This is a genomic window from Ferruginibacter sp. (assembly GCF_014377975.1).
Classification (GTDB): domain Bacteria; phylum Bacteroidota; class Bacteroidia; order Chitinophagales; family Chitinophagaceae; genus Ferruginibacter.
Genome location: NZ_JACMOO010000032.1, coordinates 12,356 through 35,017, shown reverse-complemented (window position 1 = coordinate 35,017; position 22,662 = coordinate 12,356). Strand labels below are relative to the sequence as shown.

Sequence of the window (22,662 nt, the reverse complement as noted above, 5' to 3'; positions counted from 1 at the left end):
ATTGACTAGCTAAAAAAAATATTACATACTTATAATGCGGCAACCAGTTCTTTAAAAATATGGGTAAGTTTGGGTTCCGCCTCATTGGCTGCGTGCAATACTTCAGCATGGGTAATTTTATTTTCTTCTTCCCTTATGCCAAGGTCTGTTATTACACTCATTGCAAATACTTCTAGGCCCATATGTACCGCTGCAATCACTTCCTGTACAGTACTCATACCCACTGCATCGCCGCCAATAATGTTCAACAATTTATATTCCGCCCTTGTTTCAAAAGTAGGGCCTGTAACGCCGCAATAAATTCCTTCTTTAAAGAGTATATTTTCTTTTGTAGCAATGGTTTTTACTTTATCAATCAAACGCTTGCTGTACGGTTCGCTCATGTCCGGAAATCTTGGCCCAAACGCCTCTTCGTTTTTACCTGTTAAAGGGTTGACGGTAAAAAGACTTACATGATCTTTTATAATCATAAGGTCGCCCACCCTAAAATTCAAATTCATAGCACCGGCAGCATTGCTGATGAGCAAGGTTGTAATCCCCAAAAATTTCATCACCCTTATCGGAAAAACTACTTCCTGCGGCGTATAGCCTTCGTAACAATGAAAACGGCCCATCATCGCCACTACTTTTTTTTCACCCAATTCGCCAAAAATTAATTTGCCTTCATGGCCTTCCACCGTACTCACCGGGAAGTGAGGAATGTCAGTATAAGCAATCTCTGCTTTTATTTTCATTTCCGAAATAAAGCTGCCGAGTCCGCTGCCTAACACAATACCCACCAGCGGTTGGGTACTATAGCGGCTTTGTATGTATGCAACTGCCGCATTAACTTTTGTAATCATATTTATTCGCTTGTTTAGTATTAAGCGCTGTTTACGCAGCACATCCTGCACTACAAGCTGCAATGCCTGAAATGGTTTTACAAAGAAAGGAAACTAAACCCAAGGTTGAATTAAAAAAATGGTAAAAGAGATGCTGCAGAAAGCCCGGTAATTACATTTAATGTGATCTGAATTTTTGTGAATTAAGTTTCCGCTGTAAAAATTTTTGTCCGGGCCAGGAAGCTCTGTGCAAAATCCTTGTGTCACACCCTTGTACCATATACCTTTTAGCGACTTTATCTAAGCGAAGACAGAACCACACTTTAGCCCGCTTAAGGTTTCATGATAAACTTTCCTTTTCAATCCGCATAGAAAAAAAATAGTTATATCATGCCTGTTTCCGGTTCCCTTCATATCTTCGCAAAAATTTTTTATACCATGAACCTTCACGAATACCAGGCCAAAGAGCTGCTTAAAAAATTCAATGTTCCCGTGCAGGAAGGCATTGCCTGCAATACGCCTGCTGAGGCAGAGGAAGCTTACCGCCAGATACATACTTTGTACGACAGTAAATTTGCGGTAGTAAAAGCACAAATACATGCCGGTGGACGTGGTAAAGGCACCATTCGTGGTAAAGAGCAACGTGGCGTTGCAATTGGTAAAAATGCAGAAGCGGTAAAAGAGATAGCTCAAAATTTAATTGGCGGTACATTGGTAACCATTCAAACCGGCCCGGCTGGTAAATTAGTAAATAAAGTACTGGTAGCCCAGGATGTATATTACGATGGCCCTAATCCGGTTAAAGAATTTTACCTGTCGATTTTAATGGACAGGGCAAAAGGCCAGAATGTAATTATGTACAGCACCGAAGGAGGTATGAACATTGAAGATGTGGCGCACAATACTCCTGAAAAAATATTTAAAGAATGGGTAAATCCAGGCGGTTTGCTACAGGCTTTCCAGGCACGTAAAATTGCTTTTAACCTGGGCCTTGGCGGCAATGCTTTTAAAAATTGTGTAAAATTTGTAACCAATTTATACAATGCCTATGTAGGCCTCGATTGCAGCATGCTGGAAATTAACCCGCTGTTTAAAACCAGCGACGATAAAATTATTGCGGTAGATTGTAAAATGGATGTGGATGACAATTCATTAATGCGCCATGCAGATATTGCCGGTTTAAGAGATATTAGCGAAGAAGATCCAACCGAAGTGGAAGCAGGAAAATTCAACTTAAATTTTGTAAAATTAGATGGCAATGTAGGTTGCATGGTAAATGGTGCAGGCCTGGCCATGGCCACAATGGACATGATAAAATTAAGTGGTGGTGAACCGGCTAACTTTTTGGATGTGGGCGGTACAGCCAATGCGCAAACGGTGGAAGCGGGCTTTCGTATTATTTTAAAAGATCCAAAAGTAAAAGCAATTTTGATTAATATTTTTGGGGGTATCGTTCGCTGCGACCGTGTGGCACAGGGCGTAATTGATGCTTACCAGTCCATAGGCAATATTGATATTCCAATCATTGTACGCCTGCAGGGTACCAATGCCGATGTAGCAAAAACTTTAATTGACGAAAGCGGATTAAAAGTACAGAGTGCTATTTTGCTTAGCGAAGCAGCAGCATTGGTGAATAAAGCAGTAGCTTAATATAATGGCTGATTTCGGATGTACTTCAACCTGATGATCGGGTATTTATTGGATGCTTTTTCAAAATAAATTTATAAAAACCCCATTCTACAATGGGGTTTTTTATGATTAATATAATGGTTAAGAACAAAAACAGTCAACATCAGGCGCATTCTGTTACCAGATAAATTACACCACATGTTCTGATACCATTGTATGATTATGATTACTGAAACCTGTAGTCAGGCAACCGGGGATAATGTGCATTTCACTTAAAATTTAGCAGTTAACCCAACATAAAAACTCCTTCCAACAGCAGGTATTATTCCAGGGCCAGGGTATTCATCTGTCCTCCTGGTAAAATAATATTTGTTGCCCAGGTTGTTTACGCCCGCTTTTATTGCGTAATTATTTATTTTATAAGTTGCGCTAAAATCTACAACCGTATATGCCGGAATGTAGCCTGCTATTGGGTTATCGCTTACCTTCACATTGGTTGCATCGCCATAAGCATCGCCAATATAATTAACCTGAAATGTGGAAGAAAAACTTTTGTTGCTATAAATAATACCTGCTCTTTCAATGTGTTTGGCAGCTGCTTCTACCCGGTTTCCATTAAACTCACCGCTGGTATATTTTGCATCAATATAGCTGTATGAATTAAAAATACTTATTCCCTGTTTTGATTGTTGATTTAAATACTTTAAAATATTAAATTCAATATAGGCTTCCAATCCTTTGTGTACGCTGTTGGCAATATTTGTTCTGTAACCAAAATCAAGTCCTGTTGTGGGATCTGTTTTTACAATTTCTCCTATACGATTATTATATGCCAGGTAAAATAAACTAACATCTACATTTAAATAATTTTTTATGGTTGTCCGGTAACCAAGGTCCGAATTAAAACCATTGGCATCTTTTAAATTGGGGTCAATTTTTGAAGTTACTCCAAACGGCTGCTGCTGGCTATAGTCAATTGGCCTGTAAGCCTGGCTGATATTTGCATAAATACCTGCGTTGGATTTTGGTTTATATTCAATACCGATACCGCTTAAAAGAAACACCCTGTTTTTACTTTTGTTGGCAGTCACTTTATAAATATCGTCGGTGGTATATCCTTTTACGGTACTGTTTAAATATTCCAACCTAACGCCCGGAGTTACCGTCAGTTTATTTCCGATTCTAAAAATATTTTCAACAAAAGGAGCAATATTGGTAGTAGTAAAATTTAATTTTTTTTCCCAATCGCCGGTGATGGATAAATCGAAATCGCTGTTGGTAGAACCTTCCCCACCTCCCAGTCTTTTAAACCAGCCATAGGAAAACCTGACACCCCCAGCCAATGTAGATTTACTTTTTCCTAATTTATAGCTGGCAGCAAATCTTGCTTCGGTTGCAACGCTGTGCATATCTTCACTCTCTACTTCCCTTGGTACATATTGATTGGTTGCCGGATCAATGGCATCCAATGCACCTGCACCACCATCTTCATTGCGCCAAACCAACGAACGGTTACTAAAAATATAGGTGGTTTTTAAACTGAAAGTAGTGTTATCATTTGGGTTAAGGTTAAGGTAACCACTGACAATATTCCAGGGACTTTTTAACCAGTTTCTTGCCCTGACAGATGCTTTTGGATTTGCATTAAAAAGGCTGTCGGATAGCCCGCCGGGCATGTGTATTTTATTACGAAGTAAAGAATATTCAAGTCCTGCATTTATTTTTTTTGATGCCGTGTACTGAATCTTACCAAAGCCTGAAAGCTGCCACTGCTGGCTGTTTGGCCGGTAACCATCCATATTTCTTTGTTGAAGAAAACCATAGTAACTTATTTTTTTATAAGTACCTCCAACAGAAGTAAAAGCATTGTACATTCCAAAACTACCCACTGTTTGAGATGTGATGAACTGAAAGGGTTTATCAGTGGGAGCATCTTCTGTTATGTAATTTACCAATCCGCCAAACTGTGCTCCAAACTGTAAAGAGGAAGCTCCTCTTACCATTTCAATTCTTTTTACGGCTTCCATAGGTGGAATATAGTAGGCTTCATTATAGCCATACACATCCGCACTGATATTGTACCCGTTTTGCCTTGTATTCATTTCAATACTTTGCGTAGGGTTCAGGCCTCGTGTAGCAATTCCATTTGCAGTAAAGCCACTGCTTTCTGTTTCAACAATGTTCAGTCCGGGTATCCTTCCCAAAATCTGGCGGGTATTGTTAATGGCTTTATTGGCATCCAAACTATCAACAATAATTACTTCTGTTTTTTTACCGGCGTAAATAATGCCGTCTTTCATTTCAAGTAAATGACCAACGCCATTAACGGTTTTATACCCGGTTACAATAACCTCCTTAAGTATTTTACTGGTATCTTTTTGTTGGGCTATTGCGGTTACTAAACTTAGCATTCCAATTATACCCGCTATTATTTTTTTATTGATCATTTGCAACAGTTTTTATTTGTCTGCAAATGTGAAATAATTAATTACGGGTTGATTACCGCATCGGGAAAAGAAAATGCCGGATTGGGAAAACTTTTGTTGTTTCAGTTCTGGAGCTCGTTGCCACAGCTTTACGGATCGCCTTCCGCTCCAACCGCCCAATAATTAAAATTAGCAAGATTGTATCTAATAAAACTACTTTACAAATTAAGAAAACTACTTCAAATTATTCGTTGCGGGGTTGGGCAACGCTGCACTTTGCAGGATACAGTTAACTCTTTACCTTATATGATGTCGCTGATCTTTAGCAGATAGGTGAAGCATTTCCCTTTTATAAAATTAAATTCCCTTCTTTGAATATTCATTCTAAAACCGATGCTGTAAAATAGTGTACTGCTATTAGGAAGTCCAGATACATTGTATGTTCTACGGGTAACATTAAAATCAAAAAATGCATGGCCAAATAATTCGTAAGAAATATTTACAATACAGCAGCACTGTACACTGATATTCCGGAACTTAAAAAATAACCATAGTTTCTGATATGCGTGTTATAACTGCGAAATATATCACCGCCATATAAATGGGTTCAGAATCTAATCCTTTTAAATAAGAAATAATTTTAGCACTTAATCTGTTTAAATGCTGTTTTCCCAGGGTAGTTTTTTGACTGATATAAGTTAAAGGTGTCTTTTTGTTTTATTATTCAGGATGGGTTGGTTTTACTTACCAGAGTAATAAATACTACTGAATTATTTAACCGTTATGCCAGCTGCAATATAAATAATCACAGTAATATTAATGGTTCATTAAACATTCAGATAAGCACAGGGAACTGATCCAAAGCCATCATTTAACCAGTTACGAAAATTGAAAATGCTTTCATACAACGAAACACATAATTTTTGGCTTTACCTTACCATTAATTTCCTGCATTAAAAAAATTGTTTCATTAAAATTAAAAAAGATGTTGGTAAATAATATCAAAAACATCCACTGCTGTTAAGATATCGGTTGCTATTTTTTTATCTGTTATTATTACAGGATGATATGCAGAACTACCGCCTATTCTTCCATGAGATCCTTTTATTAAAGTTGCATCCAGAGGTATCACATCCATCACATATCTGAAGCCTGCTTTTTTTCTTAGTAATTTGTAACCAGCTCTTAGTTTAGATGTCATAAACATTTCTACCGGATCGTAACCAGGCTTTTTATGTATGTCAACGCACCTTGCATAATCTGGTGCTTTTGCATCATCCAGCCAAAAATAATAAGTAAACCAATAGTCTGCGTCAGCCATCAACACAAGATCTCCCGATCGGTTATGATCTATATGATATTGCTGTTGGGCAGTTTTATCAAGTACCAGTTCAACACCAGCAACTTCTGCAAGTATTTGCTTTACTTTTTCTGTTATCGAAACATCATTTATATAAACATGTGCTACCTGATGATCCGCTACTACAAAGGCTTTAGAAGCCCCTGCATCTAGAAGTTCCAGGCCGCCCTCTTCTCTAATTGCTAATAATCCATGCTCCCTGAACAGGCGATTTAAATGAAGGGGTTTGCTAACTGGTGCAATACCGTATTCAGAAAGAATGATAATTTTTGTCTCCTTTTTTTCATAAAAATTAACGAGGTTCTCTAACACTTTATCAATCTCCAGTAAGTCTTTTTTTATGAACGAAAACGAGGGCCCAAATTTTTGAAGGCAGTAATCCAGGTGGGGTAAATAAATAAGGGTTAGTGTAGGATTATACCGGTCATCTGTTAGCATAGCCGCATCAGCTATCCATTGAGTAGATTTTATATTTGCGCCAGGACCCCAAAATTGAAACAATGGAAACTGCCCTAATGCTTCCTGCATTTCATCCCGTAAACCTGCTGGTTGAGAATAACAATCTGGCAGCTTGCGGCCATCTGCAAGATATTGCGGTCTGGGTGTTAAAGAATAATCCGCAGAGGAATACATATTGTACCACCAAAACATCTGCGAGCAGCTAAAAGAAGGGTCTTGCTTTTTTGCTTTTTCCCAAATTTTTTCTCCTTGCACCAATTTATTGGATTGCTTCCAAAACTTCACTTCACAGTCTTCTTTATCGTACCATCCGTTACCAACAATACCATGTTCTGCCGGCGATTTACCTGTAAGATAAGTTGATTGCACCGCAGTAGTTACTGCAGGAAGCATCGGACTAATTGTTGCAATATTCTTTTTGGAAATATACTGTTTCAGAAAAGGCATTTCCTCCAGTAAGAAAGTGGAAAGCCCTACCACATCAATTACAACTGTCTTATTCATTTTAATATAAATTCTGTGTGGATAGTATTATAACTGTTCTTTAACCCAATTTAATTCCCGCACAATTGATTGTTGCAAAGGTAGTTTTAAAGCGCCTTCAATTACATCCCAGGTATAGGTTTCAACTTCAAGATGATTGGTAAAATTTATTTTCTTCTGCAGGTCAAGCACTGTTACGATATCTTTTTGAGTGGATTGTAAAAATCCAAAATCTTCTTCAAAAATAGGCACATGAAAATGTGCACGCCATTCGTTGACATCCATATTTTCAATATCAGCCAGTGCCTCTGGAAGATCAGGATATCTTATAAAACCGCCATTATTTTTTTTAGCAACCACCTGGTGCAAATAAGTAGGTTCATTAAATTTAGTAAACTTTTGGGCGATGATTTTCCTGGCAGAAACATCCTTGTCCAGCACACCTTTTAAAGCCGCACTTATCTGTATTTTACCTATTTTAATACCAAGCATCAAAACCTCGTTAACAATTGCTTCATGCGGTTCGTAACCAACTGCAAAGTGGCAAACATCGTAACATAAACGTATGTGCTGCTTCAATAATTTATTTGCTTCTTCCCTGGAAATATTTAGTTGATCAGCAAGTATTTTTTCACCTTCGGGAAGCAATTGATTTACGAACCATTCTATAAATTCACGTCCGCTTTCAAGCATGCCATCCGGCTCCGGTTCAATATCGAGGTGTATAATTTTTCCGGTAGATTTAAAAATTGATATTAAATGTGCCGCAACTGCCACCATATTTTTTGTACCTGTTTCAAAAGCTTTTTGTAAAGCTACTGGTGTTTTATGCCAGTACCGGTAACTTATAGGTGAGGTTGAAATACCTCCATCCATTTCATCCGGAAGAAGCCGGGCTAAGATATCTGCTAAACGATTGGTATAAACCAATCTTTCATTGGTTGTCCAATCCGGGGCATGCACCTGGTCTTTAACAGCTACCTGGTGAAAGCTGCCATAAGGAAACCCGTTCATGGTAAATACGTATGCATCATTTTTAGACAGCCATTGCCAGAATACTTCCAGATTTTCGGTTTTTACAAGATCAATGCTTGCAATATTAGATACCCGCAATCCAATACCCATGGGCATATCAGGCGAAAGTTCCTTTTTTATAGCCGGGAAATATTTTTGAATTTCTGCAAAGTGATCCTGCCAGTTTTCACCGGTATGGATGTTTGTACAGTAGGTTAAATATCCAAAATTAGTTAGCATATTTTCGTTTAAATATTTGTTATTTTTTTATTACTACATCAACCTAACTGCTGCTATTTTACAAGGAAAATAGCAAAGCTTGATAAGCGAATTTATTATCGCTACAGCATCAAAACTTATTTAAAAATGTTTCCTGTCTAACTACGGCATACTGATTTTTGTATTATCCAACAGAAAGTTGGGCACTTGATTTCATCAGTATCGTACCTGAAAAAATATCAATTTTAAAATAAATTATCAAACCAAAAAAAGTCAGGCATCCACCAGCCTCTTCAGATATAAAAGCTAAGTTGCTGGTTGATCAACATAGTTTATTCTACTTCTATTTTTGTCAGTTCTTTAAGATATCTGGCTGACTTTGCCAGTAATTCGTTGTCAATCTCATGCACCTCTTCTCCCTTCCCAATATCGCAAAGCAGCATTATGGTTAATTGCCCGCCAAGATGTTGCCTGAATTCATCCAGCCCATCTAAGAGGCTATTGTCTTTTCCAACTTCCATAAATGGATGTGTTATTTCAAAACCAAGCGCCTGTAATAATTTAATTACCCGGTCTGCTTTTTGTATTGATAGTCTGCCGGAAAATGTAGAATAAATACTATCCAACGCAATACCCATCGCTACGGCTTCTCCATGAAGTACCCCGAAGTTTGTAAGCTGTTCTAATTTATGTGCGCTCCAATGTCCAAAGTCTAACGGGCGTGAAGAACCTATTTCAAAAGGATCGTCTCCGGCTATATGTTGCAGGTGCAATTCAGCACATCGTCTTACCAAATAGTTCATTATTTTTAAATCACGCTCCACTAATTTTACGGCATTGCTTTCTATCCAGCTAAAAAAAGGTTCATCTTTTATCAAGGCAACCTTAATCGCTTCTGAAATTCCTGAACGCCAGTTTCTATCATCAAGTGTAAGTAAAAATAGTTCATCATTAAACACCGCCAAAGGTGGTGCAAACGTACCAAGAAAGTTTTTTTTATTGAGGTAATTGACACCGTTTTTAACACCAATACCAGAATCATTTTGCGATAAGGTTGTAGTAGGTATCCTGATATGCCTTACACCCCGATGTGCAACTGCAGCCGCATAACCAGCAACGTCCAGCAAAGAACCGCCGCCAATGGCTACAATGTAAGAATGCCTGTCTAAATTGCTGCTATTTACTGCTTCTACAATTTTATTAAAGAGTATAAGGTCGTTTTTAACTGCTTCGCCGCCGGGCATAATTAAAATATCTTCTACCAAAACAACTGTATCATATTTTTTAAAATATGCTTTAATTTCGGCCATAAGATTGCTGTTTTCCCGAATAACATTTTCATCAATTACAAAAAATATTTTTTGCAAAGAAGCTGTTCTTTTTTCTTCTAAAAAATTAGCAAAAACTACATTTTGCAGGTTAAACAGTGCGGTCGTAAAATAAACATTGTATTCAAACTGTACACTAAATTGCTGTTTTATAAAATCCATATATTTCTATTTAAAAAACTCAGTGATAAAAAATCCCTGCTAGGTTACGGCAAATTTTTTGGCCAGAAACAAAGACAAAGGCAATAACAAAATTATAATTATTGCTAACCACACAGCACCAAATGCAGCGGCCCAACAGGCGTTTAAAAGTATTAAAGCAATAACGCCTGCTTTAACTGCCTTACCAATATTTTTACCAACAGGCTCCTTGAGGGCCTTGTACAAAGGTGTAAAAATCATCCAGGCAAAAGGGAGTAAAAAAATTAATGTTATGAGGGTTTTATCTTTATAAAAAGAAAAGAATAAAATGGCTGTTATAACTAAAAGGTACAGCAAGCCTGCAAAATAAAACGTCTTCGTTTTTCCGCCTTGTACTTCTCCCCTGCTTATCATTGTTATAGATGCGATATAGATAATTGGAACAAGTGCCAGGAACCAAAAATTATTAAGTTGTATTGTTACAATACTTACGCCCAGCATAAGGTTCAGGCCACGACACAGACCCATATTTAAAGGCCCTAAAATAGACAAATGCTTACCCCATTTATCGTACACGAGTGCACATGCTGCTATTAAAAGCGCAATAACCCCACAAATATTATTTACAAAAAAAGAACTTATTATACCAATTATCAATAAAATAATTCCAAGTAATATGCCTTCCTGAAGCGAAACTCTTCCACTTGGGATGGCGCGTTCCGGTCTTTCAATCTTATCGAGTTCTGCATCAAACACATCGTTAAAAACAACACCGCCTCCGTATAAGCCAACGGTTGAAAGACACAATAAAAGTACAGCAATTATTAAATTTGAAGAAGGTACAGCACCTGCAAAATACCCTGAAATTGCAACACCGGCAAGTACATCGGCTATAGAAGTAACAATATTGGCAGGCCGCATTAATTGTAAAAAAGAAGTAATTTTTTTCAAGATAAATTTTAGCTGATGATGATAGAAGAAGCATTAATACGCGGTTGCTGCCCACCACGAAGTATTGAATTACCTTCAAACTTTTCTGATTGATCTGGATTTTTTACGGCATTAAAATCAGCTTCGTCTATTTGTCCGCTTTGACCAAAAGCAGTAATGGCATTTTGATAAGAAACTAACAAAATATCAGCATCGCTGATACCTCTTTGTTTCATAAGTGCTGCTGTTTTAGGTACCGCCAAAGGATCGCTTATACCCCAATCTGCTGCTGAATTTATCATTATTCGTTCGGTACCATATTGCTTTATAATATCTACCATTCTTTCATTACCCATTTTTGTAAATGGATATATTGTAAATGCGGCCCAAAAGCCTTTATCCAGTACATCCTTTACAGTTTCTTCATTATTATGATCAATAATTACTGTATACGGATCAATACCATGCTCCAACGCAATATCCATGCTTCGCTGAGTACCTTTCTTTTTATCCCGGTGTGGTGTATGAACCTGCACGGGCAAAGCTGCATCTTTAGCAAGCTGCAATTGCAAACGATAATATTTTTCTTCCAATAAAGTTTGATCATCAAAACCAATTTCACCAATACCAACTACTCCTTCTTTATAAATGAATAACGGCAATATTTCCATTACCTGTTCTGCAAGTGCTTCATTGTTTGCCTCTCTGGAATTGAGGCCAATGGTGCAATAATGTTTAATACCGAATTGAGAGGAACGAAATCTTTCCCACCCAATTAAACTATTGTAATAATCCCGAAAAGTATCCGTACCGGTTCGCGGTTGGCCCAGCCAAAAAGAAGGTTCAATCAATGCAACAATACCTGCATCGTACATCGCCTGGTAGTCGTCGGTAGTGCGACTCGTCATGTGAATATGCGGATCGAAAAATTTCATTCCACTGATGCTTTGAAGATCTGCGGCAGCGGCTTTATCCGTGTGTATTACTGGTTCATTCAGGGAATTATTGCAACACATATATAAGTTTGTAAATGTTCATAAATATTTAGTTTTTATGTACGATTGAAATTTAACCGTTTCTATAAAAGGCCAATTAACCTTTTGCATTATTTTAAAAATTAAATTTATAAAGTTTGCAGTAAGCTAACATAAATAGATTATTTAAGTTTTATGCACTGATATTAATCCAGCTTAATTTATTTTCTTTTATTTTCTGTTCTATTTCGGGTGCCGTATTTAATAGTTGCCTTGCGGGTTTATAATCACTTGCATAACAAGCAAGCGCCGCAGCAAATCTTGTTTTTTCATCTGCATCTGCAAATAAATTTTTAATGATTTCATAATTTGTTTCGTCAATAAATTTACCTGCCAGCCGCCATAACTGAACATTAATAGAACGTTTAGCAGCCCTGCGCTCCGCCGCATAATCAATCAGCGTTTTAGCTAAGGAACTGTTTGCCCGTTCATCCAAACCCACAATCCGGTTAATATCTTTTTCAGTAAAAAAAGCTTTCAATACCATCTGGTTCCAGGCAGCTTCCTGTAAATATTTTGCAGGGTAAGGATTATTATACATGATGGCTTCCAGCACGATCCCCATATTGCTTCTAATACCTTCCACACAACATTTTATCCAGTATTCTGGAAAGCTAAACACGGGCAATGCTGCATAAAGATCTGCCCGTTCGTTCATTTCTGCATTTGCAAAAAGGCCTTCAATTAATTTACAGTATTGCCCCTTTTCTGCCGCATCAATTTGTATTAAAATGTATAGTCTGCATAAGCGATGAAACGACCAGCCTTCCATATACAACCCAGGTAATAAATAAGATATTTTATTTTGCTGATCAGCGTTTAAATGAAGTGTTTTTTTTTCTATCTTTCGCGGGATGGCCGCAAAACATAACTGCGTTTGTAAAAGATCGTTGGTAGTATTTATTAGTTCAGCTTTTTGCTGAAGCCATAAAAAATTTTCAGTATTGCAATGCTCTTTTATAAGCGACGCTATAAGAAGTACAAATGTTGGTGAAGTTGCAGAAAGAACATCATTTTTCATCATTGGAATATTAAGCTGCAAAATAATTAATTGTCAGGGCAGCACTTATAATTAGTAACCCGAAAAATTCCCTGGTTTTTTCAATATATGGTTTTGTTGCCTGCATGGTTTGTACAAGACTTTCTTTTTTATATTTTGTTATCCAATCCCGCACACCATCTTTTGCAAAAAAAAGCGTAAGCGCATATATTAAGTAAAAAGAGATAGTCACTAAATACACTGTTGGATAATATTTGTGAAGCGCTGCCAAACCGCAGCAAATGGCTGCTACCGTATAAATACTTACCCATAGCCAGGCATCGTTGTCATTTAAATTTACGTAGGCAAACGCAAGGAAGGCTAGGAAAAAAAATACATTTAAAATAATTAACAGCATTATGGATTTTCTTAAAATATTAGTAAATCTTTTAAAACTTAAAACCGTATTGTTCTTAAGTTTTACAAAAGTAATTAATATACAAATTAGGCCATTTATTTTACGTGATGTGCTAAATTTAAAATACTTTTTTTGTACATAGTACAATATATTTTAGAAAAGTAATACATATGTTAAGGAGGCTAAGTTTTCACTGCAACAATAAAAGCTGCTACTACAATCAGGTAATTATTTCCAATTTAATAAAGTTATTGTACATAACTGAATATTAATTATTGTTTACAATTTGAAGGTTTATTCTCTTTTAAGTGAAATGATTAAAAAATCAGTTCATCTGGTAAAGAACTGCAAACAGTAAAGAGATAAAAGCACCGGGATCGCTATCAATCAAGCAATCTAGGTATTAGTGTGGCGTTTTCTAAATAGAGGTTTACAGAAAATTATATTGTAAATACTTTTTATCGGCTCTTCTATGTAACTATTTAACCAATTTCGCCCTGGTGGCTTTAACATCTGCCACCGTTACGGCTGGCTTTTTATTGCCAAAACTATTGCGCACAAACGTAAGTACATCTGCCACCTGCTTATCAGTAAGGTAATTAAAAGCAGGCATCACATTATTGTACCTTTCCCCGTCAATTTCCTGCTGGCTCATGCCATTTAAAACTGTTGTTATTATCCGCGCTTTGTCGCCATTGATATAACTTGTATTTATTAGTGGAGGATTCATATTTTCAACGCCACCACCATCGGGTAAATGGCAGGAAACACAGAATTGGGTATAAACATCTTCCCCCGCTGCAAATGAAGATTTAGCTGTGGCTGGCAACGTTTTATGAATTTGTTTTTTTTGCTGGGCAATGACCGTTACAGCAAGCAAAACCATTGTGCCTGCCATCAATATATTTTTACGCATATGTTTTATGGGTTGTAGGTTATTTTATACAAAAAGCCTTTTGAATCATCGGTTACGTATAACGATCCGTCGGGGCCCTGGGCTAAACCGCATGGGCGATGGTCTGCACGGCCAGAAGCAGTTTTTTCAGGCGACCCTGAAAAATTATCCGCAAAAACTTCCCAGTCGCCAAAAGGCTTCCCATCTTTAAAAGGTTGAAATACTACAAAATAGCCTGCCTGGGGTTCAGGCGAACGGTTCCATGAACCATGAAAGGCAATAAAGGCTCCGTTTTTATATTTTTCCGGAAATTGGTTGCCTGTATAAAAGAGTAACCCGTTGGGTGCCATGTGAGCAGGATAGGCAGCAACAGGTTTAAGATATTTTGGATCGGCCGCCATTTTTCCATCCCCACCATATTCGGGTGCCAACATACTTTTATGTTGGGCATAATCGTAATACAGGTAAGGCCATCCGGCGTTATCATTCTTCTTTATGGCAAACATGCACTCAGCAGGGTTAAGAGCCGATTGCTGCACGGTGTACAGATCAGGAAAAATATCATGCAACTGATCCCTCCCATGCTGCATTACAAAAAGCTCATTGTCCTGTTGGTTCCAGTCAAGCCCAACCACATTTCGAAGGCCGGTTGCATAGCGAACGCCATCTGCATAAGTCTGGTTCAGTTTATCAGCTTTAAACATCCAGATACCACCTGCAGAATCCAGCAACGGACAGCCTTCGATACCCATAGAACCTTTCTGGCGGTCTTTTTCCTGGCAGGAATTTAACCAGGCACCGATATTTACATACACGTTGCCCTCATTATCCAGTACCAGCGATTTTGTTTCATGCTGCCAGCGGTCAATCAACCCTGTTACTATTTTTTCCGGCATATTGGGATTAATTACCTCATTTTTAGCATTGAGTTTATATCGGAATATTTCGCTGTTTGAAGATGAATAGAGGTAGCCATTTTTTATACAAATGCCTGTACCACCGTAATTGCCAAATCCACTTTTTACTACTGCTTTTCCATTACTTTCCTGCAAATACAAAGTGCCCTTATTGTTAACCGGTTTTGCAAGCCTAACATAAATACCTCCTTGCGGTGTTACAAAAACATGCCTGGCTTTGCCTAAGTTTTCTGCAAGCAATATTGCTTTAAACTTCAACGGCAGCTTCAATCCCGTAATATCTTCTGTTAGTTTTAGTGAAGGTTTTAGACTGGTTTGTGCCAAAGCTGTAGCCGATAAAAAGGCCATACTTACAATCAAACCAGCGTAAAAAAATACTTTTTTCATTCCTGTAATTTTATGTTTCTAAAAAGTGGTTAAAGATAACGCAACAGCTTCGTTTACAATTAACGTACAATAAGTGTTCAGTCAATGCTGCAAATATTTTATTTTCATATTTTATTTTGAGCCAGGAGCCCCCGTTTTAAACAAAAATAGAAAAGTTAAATTTTTTAATAAGAACATCATTTTTTTTGGGTTAAGTATATTATCACAATTATACCTTCTTTCGTTATTTATCTTTACCAAAAAATAAACGCATGCCTGTAAATAAATTACTGCTGCTGTTGTTACTGTTTCCAGTACAATTATTGGCCCAGAAATTTTCCGCAAAAGAAATCAGCCGCTGGCAACACCAGGCTAACCAAGTTTCTATTATAAGAGACAATTGGGGTATTCCGCACATTACCGGTAAAACAGATGCAGATGCCGTTTTTGGTTTATTGTATGCACAGTGCGAGGATGATTTTAAACGAGTAGAATTAAATTATATTGAAAAACTGGGTAGGATGGCAGAAGTAAAAGGCGAAGCTGTTTTATATGATGACTTATTGCTGCAATTATTGATAGATTCTGCGGATGCAAAAAAAGACTACAATGCCGCCAGACCCTGGTTGAAAAAATTATTGAATGCGTATGCAGATGGCATCAATTACTATCTGTATAAAAACCCACAGGTAAAGCCACAAATGATATTTCGCTTTCAGCCCTGGTATCCATTATTGTGGACGGATGGAAGTATTGGAGCAATTAATACTGCGGATATTTCGACCGCTGATTTAAAAAATTTTTATGGAGGAGAAAAATTTAAAGCAGTCGCTGTTGCAAAAGATCCAGATCAGCAAACTGGTTCCAATGGATTTGCATTTGGCCCCTCAGTAACAGAATCGGGCAATGCAATTTTATATATCAATCCCCATGTAACTTTTTATTTCAGGCCCGAAGTGCAGGTTACCAGCACGGAAGGATTGAATGTGTACGGTGCCGTTACCTGGGGACAGTTTTTTGTATACCAGGGATTTAATGAACATTGTGGATGGATGCATACCAGCAGCAGTGTAGACGTAGCCGACTTATATGAAGAAAAAATAGTCACTAAAAATAAAAAACTTTTTTACGAATACAATCGCGAGTTAAAGCCAGTTATTCAAAAGAAAATGGTGTTGCGTTTTGCAGAGAAGGGCCAACTGAAAACGAAAATAATCCAGGCATATTTTACGCACCACGGGCCGGTGATGGCAATGCGCAATAACAAATGGATCAGCCTTAAATCCTTTAACCGTTCAGCTATTAGTTTGCAGCAAAGCTGGCTGCGTACCAAGGTGGTTAATTTTGAGGGCTATAAAAAAGTAATGGATCTGAAAGGCAATACCAGTAACAATACCGTATATGCAGACGACAAAGGAAATATTGCTTACTGGCATGGTAATTTTATACCGGTAAGAGATAAAACATTAAACTGGGCAATGCCGGTGGATGGCAGCACTTCGGCAACAGAATGGAAAGGATTGCATGAGCAAAAAGATATTGTTCACTTGTTCAATCCAGCCAATGGCTGGCTGCAAAATTGTAACTCTACTCCTTTTTCTGTTGCCGGTAATAACAGTCCGAAAAAAGAAAATTACCCGGCTTATATGGCGCCCGACGGAGAAAATTTCAGGGGTGTAAATGCAGTTAGAATTTTAGGCACAGAAAAAAAATATACGCTGGATAAAGTGATTGCAAAAGGCTACGATACCTACCTCGCTGCCTTTGAAGTTTTAGTACCGGCATTGGTAAATTCTTTTGAAAAAAATCTTGCTTCGGGCGATACCGTTTACAAACTATTGAAAGAACCGGTTGCTATTTTAAAAAGCTGGGATTATCATTCCGGCGAACAATCTGTGGCTACAACGCTTGCCGTGGAATGGGCGCAAAAATTAGATAAACGTATTCAGAAAATATATACAGGTGAAGGAGAAACTGACCAGGTGCAAGGCACCAAAAATTTTGCTGCAACCGCTTCCGCCGAACAGTTATTACCTGCATTGCTGGAGGTAGTAAATGAACTCAATATCAAATTTGGCAGTTGGCAGATACCCTGGGGAACCATCAACCGTTTTCAACGTGTTACGGATGAAATGCCCGATCAATACAACGATAATTTACCAAGCATTCCAATGGGATTTGCATCTGCCCTCTGGGGACAACTACCTTCCTACAACAGCAGGTATTTTGCGGGCAGTAAAAAGCGTTATGGCGTAAGCGGCAATAGCTTTATCTGTGCCGTAGAATTTGGTAAAACAGTAAAAGCAAAATCCCTACTCGCAGGTGGACAAAGCGGTGACCCTTCGTCAAAACATTTTAAAGACCAGGCTGAAATGTACACTCATGGACAGTTTAAAGATGTTTTGTTTTACCCGGAAGATATTAAAAAGCATTTCGAAAAAATATATCATCCCGGTGAATGAGTATGGCGGCAGTTTATTATAATTTACAGTTACAGTAAAGCCGCGTTTACACGGCATTGTTAGTAATCACATCTCTGTACCATAGCGCAGATGCTTTGGCTATACGGTTCATACTATCTTTTTCAACAGCATGAATTCCAAATTTTTTTGAATAGCCGCTGGCCCATTCAAAGTTATCCAGCAGCGACCAGATAAAATATCCTTTTACATTTACGCCCGCATCAATTGCTTCACCAATGGCGGTGATATACCCTTTAAAGAAGTCTATTCTGTCAACATCGTTTACTTGTCCGTCAATTAATTTATCATCAAATGCGCCGCCATTTTCCGTAATAAAAATGTTGGGATTGTCATATCGCTCTTCAATCCATTGCAATAATTTTTTACAACCCCAGGGCACAATCGCCCATTGCATAGCCGTTAGTTTCCAGGCTCCGTCAACACTCAGGTTTACGTCCTGGTCTTCTGAAAGTCCCCCGTTGCCGTATACACTTTCCAATTCTTTATTATTTGTTGCGTCGGATGCATACATAGTAGTATAGTGGTTCAATCCAAAAAAATCAGAAGAACCTTTGAGCAACATTTTTTGTTCTTGTGTAAACGTTGGTAAACGATTGCCCAATCGCTCTTTCATCACTGCAGGATAGTCTCCTTTATACACCGGATCGGCAAACCATGCTAAGAAAAACTCCAGTGCTCTTTGTGCAGCCTCCTTATCTGCAACACTATCCGTTAACGGTTCCCGCCAGTCGCAATTATTTGTAATGCCGATAAAACCTTTTTGCTGTTTTTGAAATTTGGTCCTGTATACATTCACTGCCTGCGCATGTGCCAGTAATAAATTATGTGCCGCCAAATAAGGCAGGTCGTTCGATTTTTTACCCGGCGCAAATACCCCATGCCCATATCCTAAAATAGCAACCACCCATGCTTCGTTGATGGTAATCCAGTTTTTTACCCGGTTGCCAAAATGCGTAAAACACACTTCTGCATATTCCGCAAAAACAGTTGCTATTTCATTGCCCAGCCATCCATCTATTTCAAACTCTAATGCAGCAGGTAAATCCCAATGATACAATGTTACCCATGGTTCAATACCTGCAGCCAGTAATTCATCAATCAGTTTGTTATAAAAATTAATCCCTTGCACATTTACAACACCACGGCCAGCAGGAAGTATGCGTGCCCAGGCAATGGAAAACCGGTAAGCTTTTAAACCCATGGTTTTCATCAGCGCAACATCTGCGGATATACGATGATAATGGTCGCAGGCGATTTCTCCTGTATCTCCACTTTGCACTTTACCGGGAATTAAACAAAAAACATCCCAGATCGATGGTCCTTTTCCATCCTGATTCCAGGCCCCTTCTACCTGATAAGCGGAGGTAGCGCTACCCCAGATAAAGTTTGCCGGAAATTGCTGTGTCATGTTGCTATATTTTTAATTTTTTAAAAAACCGGTTTTTTAAAACCAGTAAACAAATCGCCAGGTTATAGCAATTATATTTTTTATCTACACAGCTGCTTTATTAGCAGCTAAAATAATTTTACTAAATATTTTTTTAATTTACAGAAGCTTTATATTTAAAAAACGCATTTGCATTATTTTGAATACTGATACTTTTTTAGTTTTTGTTGAGCACATTTAAACACAAGTTGTCTAAAATATTGTTAATTGAAAAATAATGTTTTACTTAATACATTCATATTAAACCGTCCGCAACGGTAACATTTTTAAGCGATGTCTAAAACAAAATAATGTATATTCTTTCAACGATTGACCTGCTGATTATTCTTGCCTATTTTGCCTTGATGATATTTCTTGGTTTTTACATGAAAAACCGGTCAAAGAAAAGTAAAGATGCCTACCTGATGGCCGGCAAATCTTTACCCTGGTATGCTTTGGGCTTAAGCGATGCCAGTGATATGTTCGATATCAGCGGCACGATGCTGCTGGTTAGCATGGCATTTTTATACGGCTTTAAAAGTGTATGGATTCCCTGGATGTGGCCCATCTTTAACCAGATTTTTTTAATGGTTTTTTTAAGCCGCTGGTTGCGCCGAAGCAATGCCACCACCGGTGCTGAATGGCTGAAAACCCGCTTTGGGCTTACGGATCGGGGTGTTGGGGAAAGCCATAAAGTAGTGGTGGCCTTTGCGCTTATTTTATGCATCGGTTATATGGCTTATGCCTTTGTAGGCGTAGGTGAATTTTTACAAATATTTATTCCTTACGAGCGCATCAAAAATATTTTTCCATTTCTCAGTCACGGTGAAACAGCTTTTGCGACTGGCAATGATCAATACCGGTTGGCGTTGGAAATCTCCAAACATAGTACCGCACAATTTTATGGCGTAACTATCTGTTTGGTTGCAATGATCTATAGCATTCTTGGTGGCATGCATGGTATTGTACTGGCGGATGTGATCAAATATATGATCATGATTATTTGCTCCCTGTTTGTAGGTACCATTGCCATGCGGCATTTAAGTGCCACCGGAGTAAATGTGTTAGACAGGGTTCCAAAAAGCTGGGACTCCCCGTTTTTTGGGATGAACCTTGGCCTGGACTGGACCAATAAATTAACCGATGCAAAAATTAAATTAGAAAAAGATGGCTACCAGTTATTTTCTGCCATTATGGGGATGATGTTGTTTAGCGGCATAATGAAAAGCCTGGCGGGCCCTGCACCTAACTACGATTGTCAAAAAATATTGAGTACAAAAAATCCCGAAGAAGCCAGTAAAATGAGCGGTTTTATTTCGGTGATATTGATGCCGGTAAGATATTTTATGACGATGGGGCTTTGTGTATTGGGTATTTTATATTTTAAGGATCTTGACTTGCACAATGGCAGCGATGGGTTATTAAATTTTGAAAATATCATGCCTGCTGTAATCAGTAAATTTTTACCCGTGGGATTGATCGGATTAGTACTGGCCGGATTTCTAGGCGCCTTTATGAGCAATTTTAGCGGAACCTTAAATGCAGGGCAGGCCTATATTGTAAACGATATTTACCTTAAGTATTTTAACCCCGCAGCTACCCGTAAAAAAGTAATTGCTATGAGTTATCTGAGTGGTATTGTGATGGTAATTTTTGGTATCGGACTGGGCCTGCTCATTAAAGATGTAAACATGATTTTTAACATCATTACCGCGGGTTTATATGGTGGTTTTGTTAGCGCCAATGTATTAAAATGGTACTGGTGGCGCTTTAATGCCAACGGCTTTTTTTATGGTATGCTGGCTGGTATTATTGTAAGTGCTATCCCGCCGCTGCTTAGCGTAACCGGCATCACCACCTACTTTGATGGTACCAGGATGTTGTATTTTTTTCCGCTGTTTATTATAATCCAATTCATCGCCTGCATCATTGGCACTTATAGCGCTCCTGCTACTGATACGCTCACTTTGCTTACCTTTTATAAAAATGTAAGGCCCTGGGGTTTTTGGAAACCAATACACGAAATGGCGGTTGCCGAAGACCCTGATTTTAAAGCTAATAAAAATCTTCCCATCAATATACTCAATATAGGTCTGGGTATGGCAGGACAAATTTTATTAATGCTGGTACCCATGTACCTCATCTTAAACCAATGGACAGGATTGGGTATTGTGCTGGCTTTAACTGCCATAATATTTTTGGTAATGAAACGTACGTGGTGGAACCGTTTAAAAGATTTTTAATGACCCTTATTAACAGCCCCGACACCCAGACAGCAATTATTTCGCTGTCTTTTTTTATGAGTAGATATAAATTTATACTATCCATAAAAAATGCAGCCCGAAAACCGGACTGCATCACCATTTAATCTATCATTGAAAAGTACTTCTATTATGGAAGCAATACATGGTCTATTACATGTATAACGCCATTGCTTTGATTTACATCTGCAATAGTTACATAAGCAACACCGCCTTTTTCATCTTTTATTGCTATCTTTTTACCTGCCATCATTGCGGTTAATTTACCACCGGCAACTGTTAAAAGTGTTGCCATGCCATTACCTTCTTTAATCATTTTTACCAGATCAGCTGCACTAACTTTTCCTGCTACAACATGATAAGTTAATATGCCTGCCAGCATTTCTTTATTTTTTGGTTCTAATAAAGTAGTCACAGTACCTGCGGGCAATAAATCAAATGCCTCATTGGTTGGTGCAAAAACCGTGAAGGGTCCTGCACTTTGCAAGGTTTCAACAAGACCGGCAGCTTTTACAGCCGCTACCAATGTGGTATGATCTTTACTATTTACCGCATTGGTAACAATGTCTTTAGATGGATACATGGCAGCGCCGCCAACCATTACAGTTTTTTCTTTGGACATACTCTTTGTTTGTGCAAACGAAATCTGCGTTAATAAAGCTGCTGTTGCTACAACCAATAATGTTTTAATCTTTTTCATTTTTAAATTTTGTGTTAGATTTTTTAATTTATTTGAGTGATGTACGGGGCGTGAAGAAAGGCGGATTTATAATTTACAAAAAAATATTTCTGTTCACTAAAAAATTAACGGATGTTAAGGTATTAGTTGATTAAATGCTACATTGATGAAACAGTAATAACAAATGGAGGTTGTAAAAAAAGTTTTTTACAGAAAATATTGGGAATAAGGATATGGCTTTTTCTATCGATGGAAATAAAAATCCGGGAAAAAATAATCAAAAAATAGTGCCAGATTATTAAGTGATAAAGTTGCAAAAGTTTTACCTTTCTTGTTAAAGAGTCGATTTAAATATAATAATAATTTCATTGCAGTTGCCACCTCGGTCAATTGC

At 37.9% G+C, this 22,662-nt stretch carries 16 protein-coding genes; 3 read left to right on the top strand and 13 right to left on the bottom strand.

Annotated elements, in window-relative coordinates; genetic code table 11:
* Positions 1 to 29: 29 nt before the first annotated feature.
* Complete coding sequence (locus H7254_RS02160; RefSeq protein ID WP_301931424.1) at positions 30 to 842, bottom strand: purine-nucleoside phosphorylase; 813 nt, start codon at positions 840 to 842, stop codon at positions 30 to 32.
* A gap of 417 nt (positions 843 to 1,259) precedes the next feature.
* Between H7254_RS02160 and sucC the strand changes: the two genes are divergently transcribed.
* On the top strand, positions 1,260 to 2,471 hold the full coding sequence (gene sucC, locus H7254_RS02155) for an ADP-forming succinate--CoA ligase subunit beta (protein ID WP_301920771.1): 1,212 nt from the start codon (positions 1,260 to 1,262) through the stop codon (positions 2,469 to 2,471).
* A gap of 251 nt (positions 2,472 to 2,722) precedes the next feature.
* On the opposite strand, the gene H7254_RS02150 is transcribed toward sucC, so the two are convergent.
* The 10 genes from H7254_RS02150 to H7254_RS02105 all read right to left on the bottom strand — a co-directional run bounded on the left by H7254_RS02150 (position 2,723) and on the right by H7254_RS02105 (position 15,440).
* A complete protein-coding gene (locus H7254_RS02150) occupies positions 2,723 to 4,897 on the bottom strand; it encodes a TonB-dependent receptor (protein ID WP_301931423.1) in 2,175 nt (724 codons plus the stop codon).
* Positions 4,898 to 5,852: 955 nt separating this feature from the next.
* A complete protein-coding gene (locus H7254_RS02145; protein ID WP_301931422.1) occupies positions 5,853 to 7,199 on the bottom strand; it encodes an alkaline phosphatase family protein in 1,347 nt (448 codons plus the stop codon).
* Between the two features lie 27 nt (positions 7,200 to 7,226).
* Entirely contained in the window at positions 7,227 to 8,432 is a 1,206-nt protein-coding gene (gene eboE, locus H7254_RS02140; protein WP_301931421.1) for a metabolite traffic protein EboE, read from the bottom strand.
* Positions 8,433 to 8,743: 311 nt separating this feature from the next.
* A complete protein-coding gene (locus H7254_RS02135) occupies positions 8,744 to 9,901 on the bottom strand; it encodes a 3-dehydroquinate synthase (protein WP_301931420.1) in 1,158 nt (385 codons plus the stop codon).
* Positions 9,902 to 9,940: 39 nt separating this feature from the next.
* Positions 9,941 to 10,831: a UbiA-like protein EboC gene (eboC, locus tag H7254_RS02130; protein WP_301931419.1), complete on the bottom strand. Its 891-nt coding sequence runs from the start codon at positions 10,829 to 10,831 to the stop codon at positions 9,941 to 9,943.
* Between the two features lie 8 nt (positions 10,832 to 10,839).
* A complete protein-coding gene (locus H7254_RS02125) occupies positions 10,840 to 11,826 on the bottom strand; it encodes a TatD family hydrolase (RefSeq protein ID WP_301931418.1) in 987 nt (328 codons plus the stop codon).
* 151 nt (positions 11,827 to 11,977) lie between these two features.
* Positions 11,978 to 12,886: an EboA domain-containing protein gene (locus H7254_RS02120; RefSeq protein ID WP_301931417.1), complete on the bottom strand. Its 909-nt coding sequence runs from the start codon at positions 12,884 to 12,886 to the stop codon at positions 11,978 to 11,980.
* Positions 12,876 to 13,241: a transmembrane 220 family protein gene (locus H7254_RS02115; protein WP_301931416.1), complete on the bottom strand. Its 366-nt coding sequence runs from the start codon at positions 13,239 to 13,241 to the stop codon at positions 12,876 to 12,878. Before H7254_RS02115 ends, H7254_RS02120 begins: the two co-directional genes overlap by 11 nt.
* A 478-nt stretch (positions 13,242 to 13,719) precedes the next feature.
* Entirely contained in the window at positions 13,720 to 14,139 is a 420-nt protein-coding gene (locus tag H7254_RS02110) for a cytochrome c (RefSeq protein WP_301931414.1), read from the bottom strand.
* A gap of 23 nt (positions 14,140 to 14,162) precedes the next feature.
* Positions 14,163 to 15,440: a sorbosone dehydrogenase family protein gene (locus H7254_RS02105; RefSeq protein ID WP_301931413.1), complete on the bottom strand. Its 1,278-nt coding sequence runs from the start codon at positions 15,438 to 15,440 to the stop codon at positions 14,163 to 14,165.
* A gap of 251 nt (positions 15,441 to 15,691) precedes the next feature.
* On the opposite strand from H7254_RS02105, the gene H7254_RS02100 reads away from it, so the two are divergent.
* The gene (locus H7254_RS02100; protein WP_301931412.1) at positions 15,692 to 17,881 is read left to right on the top strand and encodes a penicillin acylase family protein; all 2,190 of its coding nucleotides are present in this window, start codon (positions 15,692 to 15,694) and stop codon (positions 17,879 to 17,881) included.
* 46 nt (positions 17,882 to 17,927) lie between these two features.
* Here the strand turns inward: H7254_RS02100 and H7254_RS02095 are convergent, their stop codons facing one another.
* Complete coding sequence (locus H7254_RS02095; RefSeq protein ID WP_301931411.1) at positions 17,928 to 19,310, bottom strand: GH1 family beta-glucosidase; 1,383 nt, start codon at positions 19,308 to 19,310, stop codon at positions 17,928 to 17,930.
* Between the two features lie 329 nt (positions 19,311 to 19,639).
* On the opposite strand from H7254_RS02095, the gene H7254_RS02090 reads away from it, so the two are divergent.
* A complete protein-coding gene (locus tag H7254_RS02090) occupies positions 19,640 to 21,571 on the top strand; it encodes a sodium:solute symporter family protein (protein ID WP_301931410.1) in 1,932 nt (643 codons plus the stop codon).
* Positions 21,572 to 21,719: 148 nt separating this feature from the next.
* Here the strand turns inward: H7254_RS02090 and H7254_RS02085 are convergent, their stop codons facing one another.
* Positions 21,720 to 22,289: a fasciclin domain-containing protein gene (locus tag H7254_RS02085; RefSeq protein ID WP_301920757.1), complete on the bottom strand. Its 570-nt coding sequence runs from the start codon at positions 22,287 to 22,289 to the stop codon at positions 21,720 to 21,722.
* Positions 22,290 to 22,662 lie beyond the last annotated feature (373 nt).

Coding starts and splice junctions, on each gene's coding strand:
- H7254_RS02160 (WP_301931424.1), bottom strand. CDS start 842: ATGATTACAAAAGTTAATGCGGCAGTTGCATACATACAAAGCCGCTAT.
- sucC (WP_301920771.1), top strand. CDS start 1,260: ATGAACCTTCACGAATACCAGGCCAAAGAGCTGCTTAAAAAATTCAAT.
- H7254_RS02150 (WP_301931423.1), bottom strand. CDS start 4,897: ATGATCAATAAAAAAATAATAGCGGGTATAATTGGAATGCTAAGTTTA.
- H7254_RS02145 (WP_301931422.1), bottom strand. CDS start 7,199: ATGAATAAGACAGTTGTAATTGATGTGGTAGGGCTTTCCACTTTCTTA.
- eboE (WP_301931421.1), bottom strand. CDS start 8,432: ATGCTAACTAATTTTGGATATTTAACCTACTGTACAAACATCCATACC.
- H7254_RS02135 (WP_301931420.1), bottom strand. CDS start 9,901: ATGGATTTTATAAAACAGCAATTTAGTGTACAGTTTGAATACAATGTT.
- H7254_RS02125 (WP_301931418.1), bottom strand. CDS start 11,826: ATGTGTTGCAATAATTCCCTGAATGAACCAGTAATACACACGGATAAA.
- H7254_RS02115 (WP_301931416.1), bottom strand. CDS start 13,241: ATGCTGTTAATTATTTTAAATGTATTTTTTTTCCTAGCCTTCCTTGCG.
- H7254_RS02110 (WP_301931414.1), bottom strand. CDS start 14,139: ATGGCAGGCACAATGGTTTTGCTTGCTGTAACGGTCATTGCCCAGCAA.
- H7254_RS02105 (WP_301931413.1), bottom strand. CDS start 15,440: ATGAAAAAAGTATTTTTTTACGCTGGTTTGATTGTAAGTATGGCCTTT.
- H7254_RS02100 (WP_301931412.1), top strand. CDS start 15,692: ATGCCTGTAAATAAATTACTGCTGCTGTTGTTACTGTTTCCAGTACAA.
- H7254_RS02095 (WP_301931411.1), bottom strand. CDS start 19,310: ATGACACAGCAATTTCCGGCAAACTTTATCTGGGGTAGCGCTACCTCC.
- H7254_RS02090 (WP_301931410.1), top strand. CDS start 19,640: ATGTATATTCTTTCAACGATTGACCTGCTGATTATTCTTGCCTATTTT.
- H7254_RS02085 (WP_301920757.1), bottom strand. CDS start 22,289: ATGAAAAAGATTAAAACATTATTGGTTGTAGCAACAGCAGCTTTATTA.